General features: G+C 73.2%; 14 protein-coding genes. 12 read left to right on the top strand and 2 right to left on the bottom strand.

Annotation, left to right across the window (positions count from 1 at the left end):
* Window positions 1-6: 6 nt before the first annotated feature.
* Window positions 7-228: a hypothetical protein gene (locus GNT64_RS17160; protein WP_156680621.1), complete on the bottom strand. Its 222-nt coding sequence runs from the start codon at window positions 226-228 to the stop codon at window positions 7-9.
* Between the two features lie 235 nt (window positions 229-463).
* Between GNT64_RS17160 and GNT64_RS17155 the strand changes: the two genes are divergently transcribed.
* From GNT64_RS17155 to GNT64_RS17145, 3 genes are read left to right on the top strand one after another with little or no spacing between them, the layout of a single operon-like run.
* Complete coding sequence (locus GNT64_RS17155; RefSeq protein WP_156680620.1) at window positions 464-757, top strand: hypothetical protein; 294 nt, start codon at window positions 464-466, stop codon at window positions 755-757.
* Window positions 758-764: 7 nt separating this feature from the next.
* On the top strand, window positions 765-1,916 hold the full coding sequence (locus tag GNT64_RS17150; protein WP_156680619.1) for a YcaO-like family protein: 1,152 nt from the start codon (window positions 765-767) through the stop codon (window positions 1,914-1,916).
* Window positions 1,913-2,590, top strand: a complete 678-nt coding sequence (locus GNT64_RS17145) for a TfuA-like protein (RefSeq protein WP_156680618.1) — start codon at window positions 1,913-1,915, stop codon at window positions 2,588-2,590. The genes GNT64_RS17150 and GNT64_RS17145 overlap by 4 nt, the downstream gene beginning before the upstream one ends.
* Here GNT64_RS17145 and GNT64_RS17140 read toward each other — a convergent pair.
* Window positions 2,580-4,613: a trifolitoxin synthesis, TfuA gene (locus tag GNT64_RS17140; RefSeq protein WP_156680617.1), complete on the bottom strand. Its 2,034-nt coding sequence runs from the start codon at window positions 4,611-4,613 to the stop codon at window positions 2,580-2,582. The genes GNT64_RS17145 and GNT64_RS17140 overlap by 11 nt on opposite strands.
* A 175-nt stretch (window positions 4,614-4,788) precedes the next feature.
* On the opposite strand from GNT64_RS17140, the gene GNT64_RS17135 reads away from it, so the two are divergent.
* The 9 genes from GNT64_RS17135 to purH all read left to right on the top strand — a co-directional run bounded on the left by GNT64_RS17135 (window position 4,789) and on the right by purH (window position 15,526).
* Window positions 4,789-5,040 (top strand): hypothetical protein, encoded by a 252-nt coding sequence (locus tag GNT64_RS17135; protein ID WP_156680616.1) that lies wholly within the window; start codon window positions 4,789-4,791, stop codon window positions 5,038-5,040.
* A gap of 91 nt (window positions 5,041-5,131) precedes the next feature.
* Window positions 5,132-6,190, top strand: coding sequence for a type III polyketide synthase (locus GNT64_RS17130; protein ID WP_156680615.1), 1,059 nt, complete (start codon window positions 5,132-5,134; stop codon window positions 6,188-6,190).
* A gap of 35 nt (window positions 6,191-6,225) precedes the next feature.
* A complete protein-coding gene (locus tag GNT64_RS17125; RefSeq protein ID WP_156681722.1) occupies window positions 6,226-6,879 on the top strand; it encodes a methyltransferase domain-containing protein in 654 nt (217 codons plus the stop codon).
* Window positions 6,876-7,952: an NAD(P)/FAD-dependent oxidoreductase gene (locus tag GNT64_RS17120; protein ID WP_156680614.1), complete on the top strand. Its 1,077-nt coding sequence runs from the start codon at window positions 6,876-6,878 to the stop codon at window positions 7,950-7,952. The genes GNT64_RS17125 and GNT64_RS17120 overlap by 4 nt, the downstream gene beginning before the upstream one ends.
* A gap of 59 nt (window positions 7,953-8,011) precedes the next feature.
* On the top strand, window positions 8,012-10,030 hold the full coding sequence (locus tag GNT64_RS17115; protein ID WP_156680613.1) for a transglycosylase domain-containing protein: 2,019 nt from the start codon (window positions 8,012-8,014) through the stop codon (window positions 10,028-10,030).
* 30 nt (window positions 10,031-10,060) lie between these two features.
* Complete coding sequence (locus tag GNT64_RS17110) at window positions 10,061-11,326, top strand: RsmB/NOP family class I SAM-dependent RNA methyltransferase (RefSeq protein ID WP_156680612.1); 1,266 nt, start codon at window positions 10,061-10,063, stop codon at window positions 11,324-11,326.
* An 81-nt stretch (window positions 11,327-11,407) separates the two neighbouring features.
* Window positions 11,408-12,070, top strand: a complete 663-nt coding sequence (gene rpe / locus GNT64_RS17105) for a ribulose-phosphate 3-epimerase (protein ID WP_156680611.1) — start codon at window positions 11,408-11,410, stop codon at window positions 12,068-12,070.
* Window positions 12,071-12,072: 2 nt separating this feature from the next.
* The gene (locus GNT64_RS17100; protein ID WP_156680610.1) at window positions 12,073-13,872 is read left to right on the top strand and encodes a heparinase II/III family protein; all 1,800 of its coding nucleotides are present in this window, start codon (window positions 12,073-12,075) and stop codon (window positions 13,870-13,872) included.
* 85 nt (window positions 13,873-13,957) lie between these two features.
* A complete protein-coding gene (purH, locus tag GNT64_RS17095) occupies window positions 13,958-15,526 on the top strand; it encodes a bifunctional phosphoribosylaminoimidazolecarboxamide formyltransferase/IMP cyclohydrolase (RefSeq protein WP_156680609.1) in 1,569 nt (522 codons plus the stop codon).
* Window positions 15,527-15,615 lie beyond the last annotated feature (89 nt).

The following is a 15,615-nucleotide window of genomic DNA, read 5'->3' as shown; positions in this document are numbered from 1 at the left end:
GGCGGCCTATCGCTGTCTGAGGCGTGCGCCTTCCATCTCGCGCAGCAGGCGGGTGCGGAAGGCGCAGACGCGATCGGCCGCGTTGCCCAGCGTCACGGCAAGATCGTGGCTGCCGTCGGCGCACGCATCGCGCGCCGACTGGAGGTAGATCTCCCGCTCCGTGTCCAGGGCCGCCAGCAGCAGATCGGCTTCGTCCTCGGTCAGCAGCACGGAGATGGTCTTCGTCACTGCCCCGTCCGATCTCCGCTCCTGGCGGCGGATTCCACCTCTCGACATGCCAATATACGCGCGGAATGCTGGAATAATCATGAATATTCGATGATCGGTGAGGGCAACAGGATCGATGCTTGGTGGGGCTGAACATGTCGTCGTGTTCGAAAACCGCTTTGACACCTTGCGAGACCACGAACGGGGCTTTACCCAGTACCTCCGAGGCGCCCGACAGGCGCGACGGGAGGCGGCGATGACACTAGCTGACGACAAGACCAAGCATGACGACGCACCACGTCTGTTCGTCATCAGGCTGACGGCACCAGGCGATCCCAAGAAGGTGATCGGCTACGCCATGGCCGAGCAGATCGACTATGTCGCCAATCGCGACGATCTGCTGGGCGCGCAGAAGGAGGCGCTGGAGGCGGCCGAGCAGACCTTCGCCCGCACGCGCGAGGTTCTCGATGCCGTCGCGCTGCCGCCGCACAAGCCGACCGGCGTCAAGATGTTCGCGATGATCGGCAGCGGCAACAACCGCGAAGCCTGACGTCGCGATCGCCGGTTACGGGCGCGGCGTCCGCACGGCCGAGACGCTGGCGCGCATCCTGCCGCTGGCGCGCGCCATCGGCGTCACCCGCCTGGCCGACGTCACCGGGCTGGACCGGATCGGCATCCCCGTCTTCCAGGCCGTCCGGCCGCTCGCGCGGTCGCTCAGCGTGTCGCAGGGCAAGGGGCTGACGGCGAACGCGGCGCGCGTCTCCGCGCTGATGGAAGCGATCGAGCTGCACTGCGCCGAGTCGCTGGCCCCGGCGGGGCAGGGCCGCGCCACGATCGACGAAGCTACGTTCTGGGCGCGCATACCCAAAGCCTTCGAGCAGGAGGCAATGTTCGATCCGCTCGGCGCGCGGGGCTGGTGCGCCGCCGTCGACCTGCTCTCCGGCGCGGCGATGCGGGTTCCGCACGGGCTGGTCTCGATGGACTGCACCGTTCAGCGCCCGGCCGATCTGTGGCCGAACACCAACGGCCTGGCGGCGGGCAACGACGCGGTGGAGGCGCAGGTCTCCGCCTTGTGCGAGGCGGTGGAGCGGGACGCGCAGGCGCGCTGGATGGCGGCCCGCCCCCGCGCGCGCCGCGCCACCGCGATCGATCCCGCCACGATCGGCGACCGTGCCGGGCGATGGCTGCTGGCGCGGGTGGCGCGCGCCGGGCTGCGCTGCGCTTTGTGGGACATGAGCGCGGCGCACGGCATCGCCACGATCGGCTGCGCGATCGTCGATCCCGCGCCGGCCGCAACGCTGGCGCTGCCGCCGGCCTTCGGCGCCGGCTGCCATCCGCGCGCGCCGATCGCCCTCGCCCGCGCGATCACCGAGGCGGCGCAGACCCGCAGCGCGCTGATCGCCGGCGCGCGCGACGATCTCTCGCCCGCCGACTATGCCGATCCGGGCGGCCAGCGAGCGGCGCTCACCTTCGCGATGCACGATTTCGGCGGCGGGCCGATGCGCGCCTTCGCCGACGTGCCGGACTGCCGCCTGACGCTGCCCGCCGCGCGCGAGCGCCTGCTCGCGATCTGCGAGGCGGCCGGCGCGGGGCGCGTGCCGTGCGTCGATCTCAGCCCGGCCGGCGCGAATATAGCGGTGGTCCGCGTCGTCGTGCCGGGGTTCGGCGATCACGATCGCCCGTCCGCCCTGCCGGCGTTCGCGGCATGAGCGCGATCCTGTTCGCCGGCCCCAGCCTGTGGGGATCGCGACGCCCGCTGTCGCGTGGGCTCGTGCTGCGCCCGCCGGCCGGCTGCGGCGACGTGCTGCGCGCCGCCGCCGAACGGCCGGCCGCGATCGGCCTGGTGGACGGCGTGTTCGAGAGCGGCCCCAGCGTGTGGCACAAGGAGATACTGGCGGCCATCGCGGTCGGCGTGCCGGTGCTCGGCGCGGCGAGCCTCGGCGCGTTGCGCGCGGCCGAGCTCGACCGGTTCGGCATGATCGGCGTGGGGGCGATCTACGCCGCCTATCGCGACGGCCGCTGGACGCGCGACGACGCCGTGATGGTCAGCCACGCGCCGCCGGCGCTCGGCAGCCGGCCGCTGACGGTGGCGCTGGTCGACGTGGCGGCGGCGGTGGCCGCCGCGCCGCCCGCCGATCGCGCCGCCTTGATGCGGATCGCGGCGGCGATGAACTTTCGCGACCGGACATGGCCGGCGCTGCGGGCGCGCTTCGCCGCCGCGACCGGCCGGCCGCTTGCCCCGCTCGACGAGCAGGCGAGCCTCAAGCGCCGCGACGCCGAGGCGCTGATCGATCGCCTCGCCATGCCGATCGCGCCCCCACCCTGCCGGCCGCCACCCGAAACCGTGTTCCTGCGCGGGCTGCGGCGGCGGATCAGCAGCTGAAGCCGGCGGCGCACAGGCCGCGCGTCAGCGTCTCGCGATCCTGCGGGCGCTGGAACGGCAGGAAGTGAAACATGCCCTCGATCAGGTCAGCGTCGCTGGGGCTGCCCGCCGCCTGCCACAGCGGCGCGAAGCGCGCGCGCAGCGTGCCGCCGAGCGCCGCGGCCTGATCCGTCCGCCCGAGCAAGGCGAGGTTGGCCACGCGGATCGCGAGATAGTGGATCGATGGATTGCGCGATATCTCGAACTGCTCCTCGGCGCGCTGATGCTCGTGCCGCAGCGCCAGCAGCACAGCCATGTCGGAGAAATATTCGTCGGGCGGGAAGGGATTGAACTCGAACGCGCGGCGCAGCAGCGCCTCGGCCCGATCGAACGCGCCGAGATGGACGAGGCCGAAGCCCGCTTCGTCCAGCCCGTCCGCATGATAGGGGCTCGCCTCCAGCGCGGCCGAGAAGCGCTGCTCGGCCAGCGCGCCGTCGCCGCGCCGCAGATAGCACCAGGCCAGCCGCGAGTGGACGTGGCCGCTCTCCGGATCCAGCGAGGCGGCCTTGCTGCTCAGCTCGAACGCGCGGGCGCGCAGCGGCGCGATATCGTGCCCGGCCATGCGCTGGAGGAAATCGGTATTGTAGAGCCGTGCCAGCTCGACATAGGCGTTGGTCAGCGCCGGATCGAGATCGATCGCCCGCTCGAACATGTCGGCGGCGGCGCGCACGTCTGCCAGGCTCTGCGAGACCAGCAGGCGGGCGCGGCCGCTGAAATAGAGCGCGTAGGCGGCGGGATCGGCATCGTGCGCCTCCTCCAGCACGCGGCTCATGTCGCGCTCGACCACGGGCAGCACCGCCCCGGCGATGCGGGCGACGAGATCGTCGATCGCCGCGCCCAGGCCGGTCTGCCGCACCGAGAGCTGCCGCGTCCAGACGAGCAGCCCGCTCTCGATCGCGGTCAGCCGCAGGTTGATGCGATACTCGCCGTCATGCCCGCGCACCGAACCCGAGAGGGCGTAGCTGGCGATCGACGCGGCGCAGGCGGCATCCAGCCGGGCGGTGCCCGAATCGGAGACGGAGAGGACGCGCAGATCGCGGAAGCCGCCGAGCGCGGTCTGGAGATCGTCGTGGCAGATCTGCGCCAGCAACGCCTCCTCGCCGCCCGCGCCGATCACCTGGAACGGCGAGATCACGAGGATCGGCGGCTCGATGCGCCGCGCCGCCGCCGCCTCGCGCGGGGCGGGGAAGCGCGGGCCGGACGGGGCGGGCTCGGCCGGCGCGACGTTGACCGGGCCGACGGCGGTGAACTGGCGGAACAGCCGCTGCGTCTCTGGCGAGGGCGGCGCGTCATAGTCCCGCTTCAGCCCGGCATCGAGCTGGCGGTAGCGGCGATGCAGCGCGGCGAGATCGCCCGCCTGGTGGTCCAGCGCCATGCCGCGCCGGGCGATCTCCTCGTCGCCGGTATCGAGGCCTTGCACCGTCGTCAGGATCGCGCGGCGCAGCGGCAGCGTGCCCGGCGTGGTGACGCCGGCGGTGGCGGCCAGCACCGTCTGCACGATGCGTCCCTGCTGGCGGCCGCGCTCCACCAGCAGCCAGTCGTCATAGCAGCGGTCCGCCCCCTCCAGATCGCCGAGCAGCACCGGCCCGAGCTGGTTCAGCGGATCGTAGAGCCGGGCGAGGTCGCCGCTCTGCGCCGCGGCGACGACGCGGTGCAGGTCGGTCTCGAACGCGCCCTCGATCAGCGAGACGTCGCGGCGGGTGATCGCCATCCCCTCGCCCAGTGGCAGGCCGCGCAGCTCGGCCAGCGTCTGGCGCAGGCTGGCGCGCGCCTGCTCCTCGCCGCGATCGCTCCACAGCAGGCCTGTCAGCCGCTCGCGTCCGGCGCAGCGATCGGGCGAGAGGGCGAGGTAGGCGAGCAGCGCCCGCGCCTTGCGGCTGCGCGGCGTGGCGTCGCCGCCGGTGGCGCAATCGACCACGCGGAAGTCGCCATGCAGCCGGATCAGATATCCGGGTTCGGCGAAGGAGGATCGTTCGGCCGCCATCTTGCCCCCTGCACTACCGGATTCACGATCTTTTCACGATAGACCAACGGATGCGCTCACGGCGGCGCGCCTAACACGTCCCTGTCGGAAGGGCGATGTTCACGCGACGTCATCGCGCCTTCCGGCAACCGAACAGACGAACAGGCCGGGCTGCCCGGCCGGAGGGGTGCCCGAGATGCTGCTGCCGAGCCTTCGCATCGATGCCGCGAACCCCTGCCTCGGCCTGATCCTGTGCCCGGAGCGGGAGCCCGACATGTCCCACGGCCTTTTCGGCGATCGTGACGCCGGCTCCCCTGCCCCGCCCCGCCGCCTGCCGCGCGCCTGCGGCCTGTTCGGCCGGAGCAGCGACGATCCGCCGATCGCGCCGGCCAATCCGTTCCCCGGCAAGCGCACGGATCGGCCGCGTCCGACCACCCGCCACGCCTAACTGGCCGCTTCACCGAAACATTTTGCCTCGGCGATGATTGTCCGCAGTATCGCGTGATCCGGGCACCCCGGCGGCGGACGGACAGGATCGCGTGGACAGACCGACCGCCACCATCAATGCCATCGGCACCGCCGTTCCCGATCACGATGTGCACGCCGCCTTCATCGGCTGGGCGGAGCGGCGGCTGGCCGATCCGCGCAAGCGGGCGCTGTTCCGCCGCATGGCCGAGCGATCCGGCATCGCGCACCGCTGGTCCGTGCTGCCCACGGCGGCGCATGGCGGATCGCCGGTGGAGGTGAGCGGCTTCTACGCGGACGCGATCCTGCCTTCCACCGCCGCGCGGATGCACGTCTATGCCCAGGCGGCGCCGGCGCTGGCGCTGGCGGCGATCGGGCGGCTGGGGCCGCTCGGCCGGATCACCCACCTGGTGGTGGCGAGCTGCACCGGCTTCGTGGCGCCCGGCATCGACCAGATCCTGGCCGCCGCGCTGGGGCTGGACGGCGGCGTCGAGCGCACGCTGGTGGGCTTCATGGGCTGCTACGCGGCGGTGGCGGCGCTGCGCGCGGCGCACCACATCGTCCGGTCGGAGCCGGCGGCGCGGGTGCTGGTGGTGACGGTGGAGCTCTCGACCCTGCACCTGCAGCCCGACGACACGCTGGAGCCGCTGCTGGCGATGCTCCAGTTCGGCGACGGCGCCGCCGCGGCGATCGTCAGCGCCGATCCCCACGGCCTGGCGATCGACGGCATGTTCGCCGCCACCCTGCCCGATTCGGCGGACCTGATCCGCTGGCGCATCGGCGACCAGGGTTTCGCGATGCACCTGTCCGGCGAGGTGCCCGGCCGGATCGCGGCGGCGCTGCGCGACCCCGCCTTCACCGCCGGCCTGTTCGGCCCGCCGCAGGCGGTGGACGCGTGGGCCGTCCACGCCGGCGGCAGATCGATACTCGATGCCGTGGAAGGCACGCTGGCGCTGGACGGGCAGGCGCTGGCGCCATCCCGCCGGGTGCTGGCCGATTACGGCAACATGTCCTCCGCCACGCTGATGTTCGTGCTGGCCGGGCTGATCGGGCGGCCGGTGGCGAACGGCGTCGCCGTGGCGTTCGGCCCGGGCCTGGCCGCCGAGGGGTTCCGCTTCCGGAGCGTGCCGTGAACCCGCTCGCCCGCCGCTGGCGGCAGGAGGAGCAGATGGACGCGGCCGACCTGCCGGCCGACGCCTACGCCGCCGTCCTCGCCGATCTGGCGCGGGTCAACGTGGTGACGATGTCGGCGCGGCCCACCCTCGCCTTCCTTGCCCGCGCGGTCGGCGCCGCCCGGCGGCTGCGCCTGCTGGACGTCGGTTTCGGCCAGGGCGACATGCTGCGTGCGATCGCCCGTTGGGCAGGCCGGCGCGGCATCGCGGCGGAGCTGGTCGGCATCGATCTCAACCCGAACAGCGCGCCGGCCGCCCGCGCGGCGACGCCAGCGGACATGGCGATCGACTATCGCACCGGCGACTATGCCGATCTTGCCGGCCAGCGGTGGGATTGCATCGTCAGCAGCTTCGTGACGCATCACATGGACGAGGCGCAGATCGACGCCTTCCTGCGCTTCATGGAAGCCGAGTCGGCGATGGGCTGGATGGTCAACGATCTGCACCGCCACCGCTTCGCCTGGTACGGCTTCCCGCTGCTCGCTGCGGCGCTGCGCTGGCACCCGATCGTGCGGGCGGACGGGCGCCTGTCGGTGGCGCGCGCCTTTCGGCCGGACGAGTGGCGGGCGATGCTCGCGGATGCCGGGATAGCCGAGGCGCGCGTCGTACGGCGCTTCCCGTTCCGGCTCTGCGTCGAACGGTTCCGATGAGCGGGCCGATCGTGGTGGGCGGCGGCCCGGCCGGGGCCGCCGCCGCGCTGCTGCTCGCCCGCGCCGGCACCCCGCCGCTGCTGGTCGAGCGGAGCCGCGAGGCGCGGGACGTGGTGTGCGGCGGCTTCCTGGGCTGGGATGCGCTGGCGGCGCTCGACCGGATCGGCGTCGAGGCGGCGGCGCTCGGCGCCCGGCCGATCGGCCGGCTGCGGCTGATCGCGGGGCGACGCTCGGCCGAGAGCCGCCTGCCCGGCCGCGCCGCCGGCCTCTCCCGCTACGCGCTCGACGCGGCGCTGCTGCGCGCCGCCGCCGCGGCCGGCGCGCGGATCGAGCGCGGTTTGGCGGTGCGCGCGGCCGAGGGGCTACGACTGCGGCTGGCCGACGGCGCGGAGCTGACGGCCGACGCACTGTTCCTCGCCACCGGCAAGCATGATCTGCGCGGCCTCGCCCGGCCACGTGAGGCCGGCGGCGACGATCCGGCGGTGGGCCTACGCGCGCGTCTGCGGCCCGGCCGCGCGCTGGCGGCGGCGCTGGCCGGCACGATCGAGCTGCACCTGCTCGACCGTGGCTATGCCGGGCTGCTGGTGCAGGAGGACGGATCGATCAACCTCTGCCTCTCGGTCAAGCGTTCGCGGCTGGGCGCCGGGCCGGAGGCGCTGCTCGCCAGCCTCGCGGCGGACGCGCCCGCGCTGGCGGCACGGATCGCCGGCGCGGAGGATGCGCCCGCGTGGGCAGCGATCGCCGCCGTGCCCTATGGCTGGCGCACCGGCGAGACGATGCCGGGGCTCTTCCGGCTTGGCGACCAGGCGGCGGTGATCGCATCGCTGGCGGGCGATGGCGTGGCGATCGCGCTGGCCAGCGGCCGGCTGGCGGCGGCGCATCACGCCCGCGCCGGCGCGGGCGGCGCCCCCGCCTATCAGCGCGCCTTCGCCGCCCATGCCGCACGGCCGCTGCGGCTGGCGAGCGGCCTGCGGACGATCGCCGAGGGGCCGGCGCGGGCGCTGCTGCCGCCGCTCGCCGGCGTGCCCGGCCTCGCCGGCCTGCTCGCCCGTCTCACCCGCATCGGTGGCTGAGGCGGGCGCGCACGCGGCTTGTGGCGCCGCGGCTTAACCTATAATCGGGCGCCTCACCGATGGCATCCAAGCGCTCCAGTCCCCAAACCGGCCCCGTCCGCCGCACCATCGTGCGGACGTTCAAGATCCTCGTGTTCGGCGGATTGGCGGCGGTCGTCGCGCTCGTCATCGCCGTCGTCATCGCGATGGCCTCGCTGCCCGGCTATGACGAGCTGAAATCCTCGCCCAACGGCCAGATGGTGCGGGTGCACGCGGCGGACGGCACCGTGATCGTCTCGCTCGGGCCGAGCTACGGCCAGTGGATCCCGTTTGCCAAGATCCCGCAGCCGATGGTGGACGCGATGATCGCCACCGAGGACCGGCGCTTCTACATGCACCCCGGTGTCGACCCGATCGGCATCGCGCGGAGCGGCATGGTGCGCGTGGAGCGCGGGCGCTGGGCGCAGGGCGGGTCGACGATCACCCAGCAGCTCACGCGCAACATCTTCCTCTCGAACACCCGCACCTTCGCCCGCAAGTTCCGCGAGATAATCCTGGCGCTGGCGATGGAGCGGAAGTTCAGCAAGCAGCAGATCCTGGAGCTGTACCTCAACCGCGTCTATTTCGGCGGCGGCGCCTATGGCATCGATGCCGCCGCGCGCAAGTTCTTCGGCCACTCGGCCGATCGCTTCACCCTGGGCGAGGCCGCGATCATCGCCGGGCTGGTGAAGGCGCCCAGCAACTATTCGCCCACCGCCGATGCCGCCGCCGCCGTGGGCCGCGCCAAGGTGGTGATCGATCTGATGCGCGCGCAGGGCAAGATCAGCGCCGCAGAGGCAGCCTCCGCCGATCCCGCCGCCGTGGCGCTGGCGCCCGAGCCCAAGCAGAACAGCGTGCGCTACTTTACCGATTGGGCGCTGGCGCAGCTGGACACGCTGGTGGACGAGACGAGCGAGCCGATCGACGTGTGGACGACGCTGGACCTGGCGATGCAGCGCGCGGCGGACAATGCGATCCGCCAGAACACGCCGCCGGGCACGCAGGGCGCGCTGGTGGCACTGGATCGAGGCGGCGAGGTGCGGGCGATGGTCGGCGGCACCGACTATGTCTCCTCGATCTACAACCGCGCGACGCAGGCGGTGCGCCAGCCGGGATCGGCGTTCAAGCTGTTCGTCTACCTCGCCGCGCTGGAGGCCGGGCACAAGCCCGAGGATCGCGTGGTGGACGAGCCGATCGACATCGACGGCTGGCGCCCGCGCAACAGCAGCGGCCGCTTCAACGGCGAGATGGACGTTCGCAGCGCCTTCGCCTTCTCGATCAACACGGTCGCCGCGCGCCTGGGATCGGAGGTCGGCTTCGATACGGTGGCGGACATGGCCCGCCGCTTCGGCATCACCACGCCGGTGGATACCCACCCCTCGATGGTGCTGGGCACCAGCGATGTGCGGCTGATCGACATGACCCGCGCCTTCGCCGCCGTGGCGCAGAAAGGCATCGCCGTGACCCCGTACGGCATCCTGAAGGTGACGACCGGCGCCGGCGACATCCTCTACGAGCACAAGGTGGATACCTCGCGCGTGCTGGTGGCGCCCTACGTGGCCGCGCAGATGACGGACCTGCTGCAGACGGCGGTCAACACCGGCACCGGCCGCGCGGCGCAGATCGGCCGGCCGGTGGCGGGCAAGACGGGAACGACCTCGTCGAACAAGGACGGCTGGTTCGTCGGCTTCTCCAGCGGCCTCACCACCGGCGTGTGGATGGGGCGCGACGATGCCAAGGCGATCCCCGGCCTGCAGGGCGGCCGCGCGCCGGCGCAGGCGTTCGCCGCCTTCATGCGCGTCGCCGTCGCCAAGCGGCCGACCGAGGCGTTCGACACCGAGGTGACTCTGCCCGAGTGGCAGCTGGAGCCGGACGACGAGGCCTATTTCGGCCAGCCGGACGAGAGCTTCGTCGACGAGAACGGCATCGGCCGGGAGGAAGCCGCACCCGCCCCGCGCGAGGAGGATGCCGCGCCGGCGGGCCAGCAGGACGTGCAGGCACCGGAGCAGCTGGACGAGCAGTGGCTGAACGGCGTCCTCGGCCGCCAGCGGCCGAACTGAACGCCCCCGCGTGATCGCAAGGACCATCCGCTGACACCCGATGCCGCCGGCACGCCCGCGCGCCGTGCCGCCCTGCGCCTGCTCGATGCGGTGCTGCGCCAGGGGCTGCCGCTGGAGGCGGCGATGGCATCGGCCACCGCCGGGCTCGACCGCGCCGACGATCGCGGCCTCGCCCACGCGATCGCCGCCCAGGTGCTGCGCCGCCTGCCCGATCTGGACGCGCTGATCGACGGCGCGACGCAGCGGCCGCTGCCGCACGACGCCAAGGCGCGCGGCGTGCTGCGCATCGCGCTGGCGCAGGCGCTGGCGCTCGGCACGCCGCCGCACGCGGCGATCGCCACCGTGCTGCCGCTGGTGGACGGCGGACCGCGCAAGCTGGTGCACGGCGTGTTCGGCGCGGTGATGCGGGCGCAGGCGGCCCTGCCGCAGCCGCCGTCGCTGCCCGCCGGCGTCGCGAAGCGGTGGCGCAAGGCGTGGGGCGAACAGGCGGTCGCGGCCGCCGGCGAAGCCATCGCCGCCCCGCCGCCGCTCGATCTGTCGCTGCGCGGCGACGATACCGCCGGCTGGGCCGAGCGGCTCGGCGGCATCTCGCTGGCGCCGGGGCATGTGCGCGTCGCCCGCGGCGGCTCGGTGGCGGACCTGCCCGGCTATGCCGATGGCGCCTGGTGGGTGCAGGATCTGGCCGCCTCGCTGCCCGCCCGCCTGCTCGGGCCGGGCGCGGGCCGCCGCGTGCTCGATCTGTGCGCCGCGCCCGGCGGCAAGACGATGCAGCTGGCCGCCGCCGGCTGGGACGTGACGGCGATCGATGCGTCGGAGCCGCGCCTGGCCCGCCTGACCGACAATCTCGCCCGCACCGGCCTTCCGGCCCGCGTCGAGGTGGCGGACGTGATGGCATGGGCGCCCGATGCGCCGTTCGATGCCGTGCTGCTGGACGCGCCCTGCTCCGCCACCGGCATCTTCCGCCGCCATCCTGATGTGCTGCACCGCGTGACCGATCGCGCGATCAAGGCGCTGGCCGAGGCGCAGCGCGCCATGATCGCGCGGGCGGCCTCCTGGGTGCGGCCGGGCGGCACGCTGGTCTACGCCGTCTGCTCGCTGGAGCGGGCGGAGGGCGAGCGGGTCGCCGAGGATTTCGCCGTCGGCCACGGCTTCGCGCTGGAGCCGGTCTCCGCTGCCGAGCTGCCGGCCGGGATCGTGCCGGACGAGGCGGGCCGCGTGCGCGTGCTGCCGCACATGCTGGCGGAGGAAGGCGGCATCGACGGCTTCTTCGTCGCCCGCTTCCGCAAGCCGGCCTGATCCGCGCCGGCCGCGCCTGCCCGTGGCCCACGCGCGACGCGCTTCCGTTTCGCCCGATCAGGCTCTAAGGCTTGCGCCCTTATGACCCAGCCGATCCGCATCGCCCCTTCCATCCTCTCCGCCGATTTCGCGAAGCTGGGGGAGGAGGTACGCGCGATCGACGCAGCCGGGGCGGACTGGATCCACGTGGACGTGATGGACGGCCACTTCGTGCCCAACATTACGATCGGCCCGGCGGTGGTGAAGGCGCTGCGGCCGCATACCGCCAGGCCGTTCGACGTCCACCTGATGATCGCGCCGGTCGATGCCTATCTCGACGCCTTTGCCGAGGCCGGCGCGGACATCATCACCGTGCATGCCGAGGCCGGGCCGCACCTGCACCGCACCTTGCAGCGCATCCGCGCGCTGGGCAGGAAGGCCGGCGTCTCGCTGAATCCCGCGACACCCGCCAAGATGCTGGACTATGTGCTGGAGGAGGTGGACCTGGTGCTCGTGATGAGCGTCAATCCCGGCTTCGGCGGGCAGAGCTTCATCGCCAGCCAGCTCCGCAAGATCGAGGCGATCCGCAAGGCGATCGACAAGCAGGGCCTGACGGTGGACCTGGAGGTGGACGGCGGCATCGACCGGACCACCATCCGCGCCGCGATCGATGCCGGCGCCGACGTGTTCGTGGCCGGCACCGCCACCTTCAAGGGCGGCCCTTCGGAATATGCGGCCAACATCGCCGCGCTGAAGGCCGCCTGACGATGGCCCGCCCGCTCGGCAGCCCCGGTGAACCGATCGCGCCGGGCGCCGGGGACGGCGGAGCGCCGGACGATCGCGCCGGCGAGGACCGGACCGGCGAGGGGGACATCGAGCCGGGCAAGCGCCTGATCCGCGTGGCCGGCGATCGCAGCCAGTCGCTGGCGGAGCGACTGGCGGCGCGCCTCCACCGGCTCGCCTGGCGCACGCCGCTGCACACGCTGCGGCTGCGCGGCCGCTATCCGCTGAAGCTGCTGGGCGTGCCGGCCGATCCGATCGCCGGGGACGTTTCCGCCGGCCGCGCGCTGATGGGCGGCCGCATGATTCACCTGGGCGAGAGCCTGGATCTTGAGACGATGGATCTCGCCGCACCCGGCCTGTCGCCCGGCTTCGTCGATACGCTGCACGGTTTCGCCTGGCTGCGCGATCTGGCCGCCGCTGCCCCGCGCGAACGGGCCGCGCCGGTGGCGGAGGCGATCACGCGCGAGTGGCTGGCGACACACGGCGCGCAGGTGGCGGAGCCGGCCTGGCGGGCGGACATCATCGGCCGCCGCATCCTGTTCTGGGGCGCGCACGCGCCGCTGATCCTGTCCAGCGCGGACGTCGTCTACCGCTCGGCCGTGCTCAACAATCTGGCGCGGGCGGCGCGGCACCTGGATCGCGGGGCGGAGAAGGCTGAGCAGGGCCTGCCCCGGCTCACCGCCTTTGCCGGGGTGATCGCCGCCGGCCTGCTGATCCCCGGCGGCGACGCGCGGTTGGCCGCCGGCGAGGCGGGGCTGGCACGGGCGATGGCGGCCTCGCTCTACGGCGACGGCGGCCTCGCCAACCGCTCGCCGGTGGCGCAGCTGGAGCTGGTGGAGCTGCTGGCGCAGCTGCGCGCCGTCTATCTCGGCATGGACCGGGAGCCGCACGAGGCGGTGAGCGCCGCCCTCTCCCGCGCGGTGCCGGCGCTGCTGGGCGTCACCCTGGGCGACGGCGGCCTTTCCAGCTGGCAGGGCGGCGCGCCGATCGCCGCGGCGCGGGTGGCGGCGGCGATCGAGGCGTCGGGCGTGCGCGCCCGGCCGCTGCGCCAGGCGCGCGACTGGGGCTATCAGCGGCTCGGCTGCGGACAGGCGGTGCTGGTGCTGGATGCCGCCCCGCCGCCGGCCAGCCGGCTGGCGGCGGGCGGCTGCGCCTCCACCCTCGCCTTCGAGTTCTCGGACGGGGCGCACCGGCTGATCGTGAATTGCGGCGGCCCGCGCGGCGGCGGCGTGCTGCCGGCCGAATTCGCCGAGGCGCTGCGCTCCACCGCCGCCCACTCCACGCTGATCGTGGCCGATTCGAACTCCACCGCCATCCACGACGACGGATCGCTGGGCCGCGGCGTCACCGAGGTGGAGCTCGACCGGCACGAGCTGGAGGGCGGCAGCCGGCTGGACGTGAGCCATGACGGCTATGCCCGCCGCTTCGGCTTCATCCACCGCCGCCAGCTGCTGCTCTCCGGCGACGGGCGCGAGCTTAAGGGCGAGGACGTGTTGCTGCCGGCCAACCGCCGTCGCCGCGCCAGCGACGCCGGCTTCGCCATCCGCTTCCACCTGGCCCCCGGCATCGAGGTGACGCCGACCGCCGACGAGCAGGGCGCGCTGCTGCGCCTGCCGGGCGGCCCGCTGTGGCAGTTCCGCTGCAAGGGCGCGGCGCTGGCGACCGAGGAGAGCCTGTGGATCGACCCGGCCGGGCGCCCGCGCGGATCGGTGCAGATCGTGATGACCGGCGAGGCCGCCGCCGGCGGCGCGAGCGTGAGCTGGCTGTTCCGCCGGGCGGCGTGAAGGGCTGACACGAGCAACGGGATGCCTTAGGGGCGCCCCACATCCTCCCGCTCATCCCGAGGGGTCGAGCGATACAGGAACCCCGATGTCCGACGTCACCATCCGCCGCGCCCTCCTCTCCGTGTCCGACAAGAGCGGCCTCGCCGAGTTAGGCGCTGCGCTGGCGGCCAAGGGCGTGGAGCTGGTCTCCACCGGCGGCACCGCCAGGGTGCTGCGCGATGCGGGCCTCACCGTGCGCGACGTCTCCGACCTCACCGGCTTTCCCGAGATGATGGACGGGCGGGTGAAGACGCTGCATCCGAACGTGCATGGCGGCCTGCTGGCCGTGCGCGACGATCCCGCCCATGTCGCGGCGATGGCGGCGCACGGCATCGGCGCGATCGATCTCGTCGTGGTGAACCTCTATCCGTTCGCCGCCACCGTGGCGAAGGGTGCGGGGCGCGACGAGGTGATCGAGAATATCGACATCGGCGGACCCTCGATGGTGCGCTCGGCCGCGAAGAACCACGCTCATGTCGCGATCGTCACCGATCCGGCCGACTATGCGCTCGTCGCCGGCGGCACCACCACGCTCGACGATCGCCGCCGCCTGGCCGCCAAGGCGTTCGCCGCGACCGCCGCCTATGATGCGGCGATCGCCGGCTGGTTCGCCCATGTCGACCAGGGCGAGCGCTTTCCGGACCGGGTGGCGATCGCCATGACGAAGGTGGCGCAGGTGCGCTACGGCGAGAACCCGCACCAGATGGGCGCGCTCTATGCCCCGGCTGGCGGCGACGGCGGCCTCGCCGGCGCGCGCCAGATCCAGGGCAAGGAACTCAGCTACAACAATTACGCGGATGCCGACGCCGCGCTGGAACTGGTCAGCGAGTTTCGCGACGGCCCGCCGACCGTGGTGATCGTGAAGCACGCCAATCCGTGCGGCGTGGCGACCGGCGCGACGCTGGCGGAAGCCTATGCCAAGGCGCTGGCCTGCGACAGCGTATCGGCCTTCGGCGGCATCATCGCCGTCAACCGGCCGCTCGACGGGCCGACCGCCGAGGCGATCGCGGGTATCTTCACCGAGGTGGTGGCGGCGCCCGATGCGGACGATGCGGCGAAGGCGGTGTTCGCCGCGAAGAAGAATCTGCGCCTGCTGCTCACCGGCCCGCTGCCCGATCCGGCGCGGCGGGGCAAGACGATGAAGTCGGTCGCCGGCGGCTTCCTCGTCCAGTCGCGCGATTTCGGCCGGCTGGCCGATGCCGACCTGAAGGTGGTGACGCACCGCGCGCCAACCACGCAGGAGCAGGCGGACTGCCGCTTCGCCTGGACGGTCGCCAAGCACGTGAAATCGAACGCGATCGTCTATGCCAAGGACGGCGCGACCGCCGGCATCGGCGCGGGGCAGATGAACCGGCTGGAATCCGCGCGCATCGCGGCGTGGAAGGCGAAGGACGCCGCCGAGAAGGCGGGATGGGCCGAGCCGCGGACGATCGGATCGGCCGTCGCCTCCGACGCGTTCTTCCCGTTCGCGGACGGGCTGCTGGCGGCGGCGGAGGCGGGTGCGACGGCCGTGATCCAGCCCGGCGGATCGATCCGCGATGCCGAGGTGATCGCCGCCGCCGACGAGGCGGGGCTGGCGATGATCTTCACCGGCATGCGCCACTTCCGCCACTGAGGCGGGCTGCCGGACGGCCCACGCCTGAGGCCGGATCGACATTCAGCCTTTTGCATGTCCGCTCGTAAGAACGCGTAAGATCGACTTGA

Origin of the sequence: Sphingomonas profundi (assembly GCF_009739515.1) — a bacterium.
In the GTDB taxonomy this organism is placed as follows: domain Bacteria; phylum Pseudomonadota; class Alphaproteobacteria; order Sphingomonadales; family Sphingomonadaceae; genus Alterirhizorhabdus; species Alterirhizorhabdus profundi.
This window is presented reverse-complemented; position numbering and strand designations above follow the sequence as displayed.

Coding starts and splice junctions, on each gene's coding strand:
- GNT64_RS17115 (WP_156680613.1), top strand. CDS start 8,012: ATGGCATCCAAGCGCTCCAGTCCCCAAACCGGCCCCGTCCGCCGCACC.
- GNT64_RS17145 (WP_156680618.1), top strand. CDS start 1,913: ATGAGCGCGATCCTGTTCGCCGGCCCCAGCCTGTGGGGATCGCGACGC.
- GNT64_RS17125 (WP_156681722.1), top strand. CDS start 6,226: ATGGACGCGGCCGACCTGCCGGCCGACGCCTACGCCGCCGTCCTCGCC.
- GNT64_RS17100 (WP_156680610.1), top strand. CDS start 12,073: ATGGCCCGCCCGCTCGGCAGCCCCGGTGAACCGATCGCGCCGGGCGCC.
- rpe (WP_156680611.1), top strand. CDS start 11,408: ATGACCCAGCCGATCCGCATCGCCCCTTCCATCCTCTCCGCCGATTTC.
- GNT64_RS17120 (WP_156680614.1), top strand. CDS start 6,876: ATGAGCGGGCCGATCGTGGTGGGCGGCGGCCCGGCCGGGGCCGCCGCC.
- GNT64_RS17155 (WP_156680620.1), top strand. CDS start 464: ATGACACTAGCTGACGACAAGACCAAGCATGACGACGCACCACGTCTG.
- GNT64_RS17135 (WP_156680616.1), top strand. CDS start 4,789: ATGCTGCTGCCGAGCCTTCGCATCGATGCCGCGAACCCCTGCCTCGGC.
- purH (WP_156680609.1), top strand. CDS start 13,958: ATGTCCGACGTCACCATCCGCCGCGCCCTCCTCTCCGTGTCCGACAAG.
- GNT64_RS17140 (WP_156680617.1), bottom strand. CDS start 4,613: ATGGCGGCCGAACGATCCTCCTTCGCCGAACCCGGATATCTGATCCGG.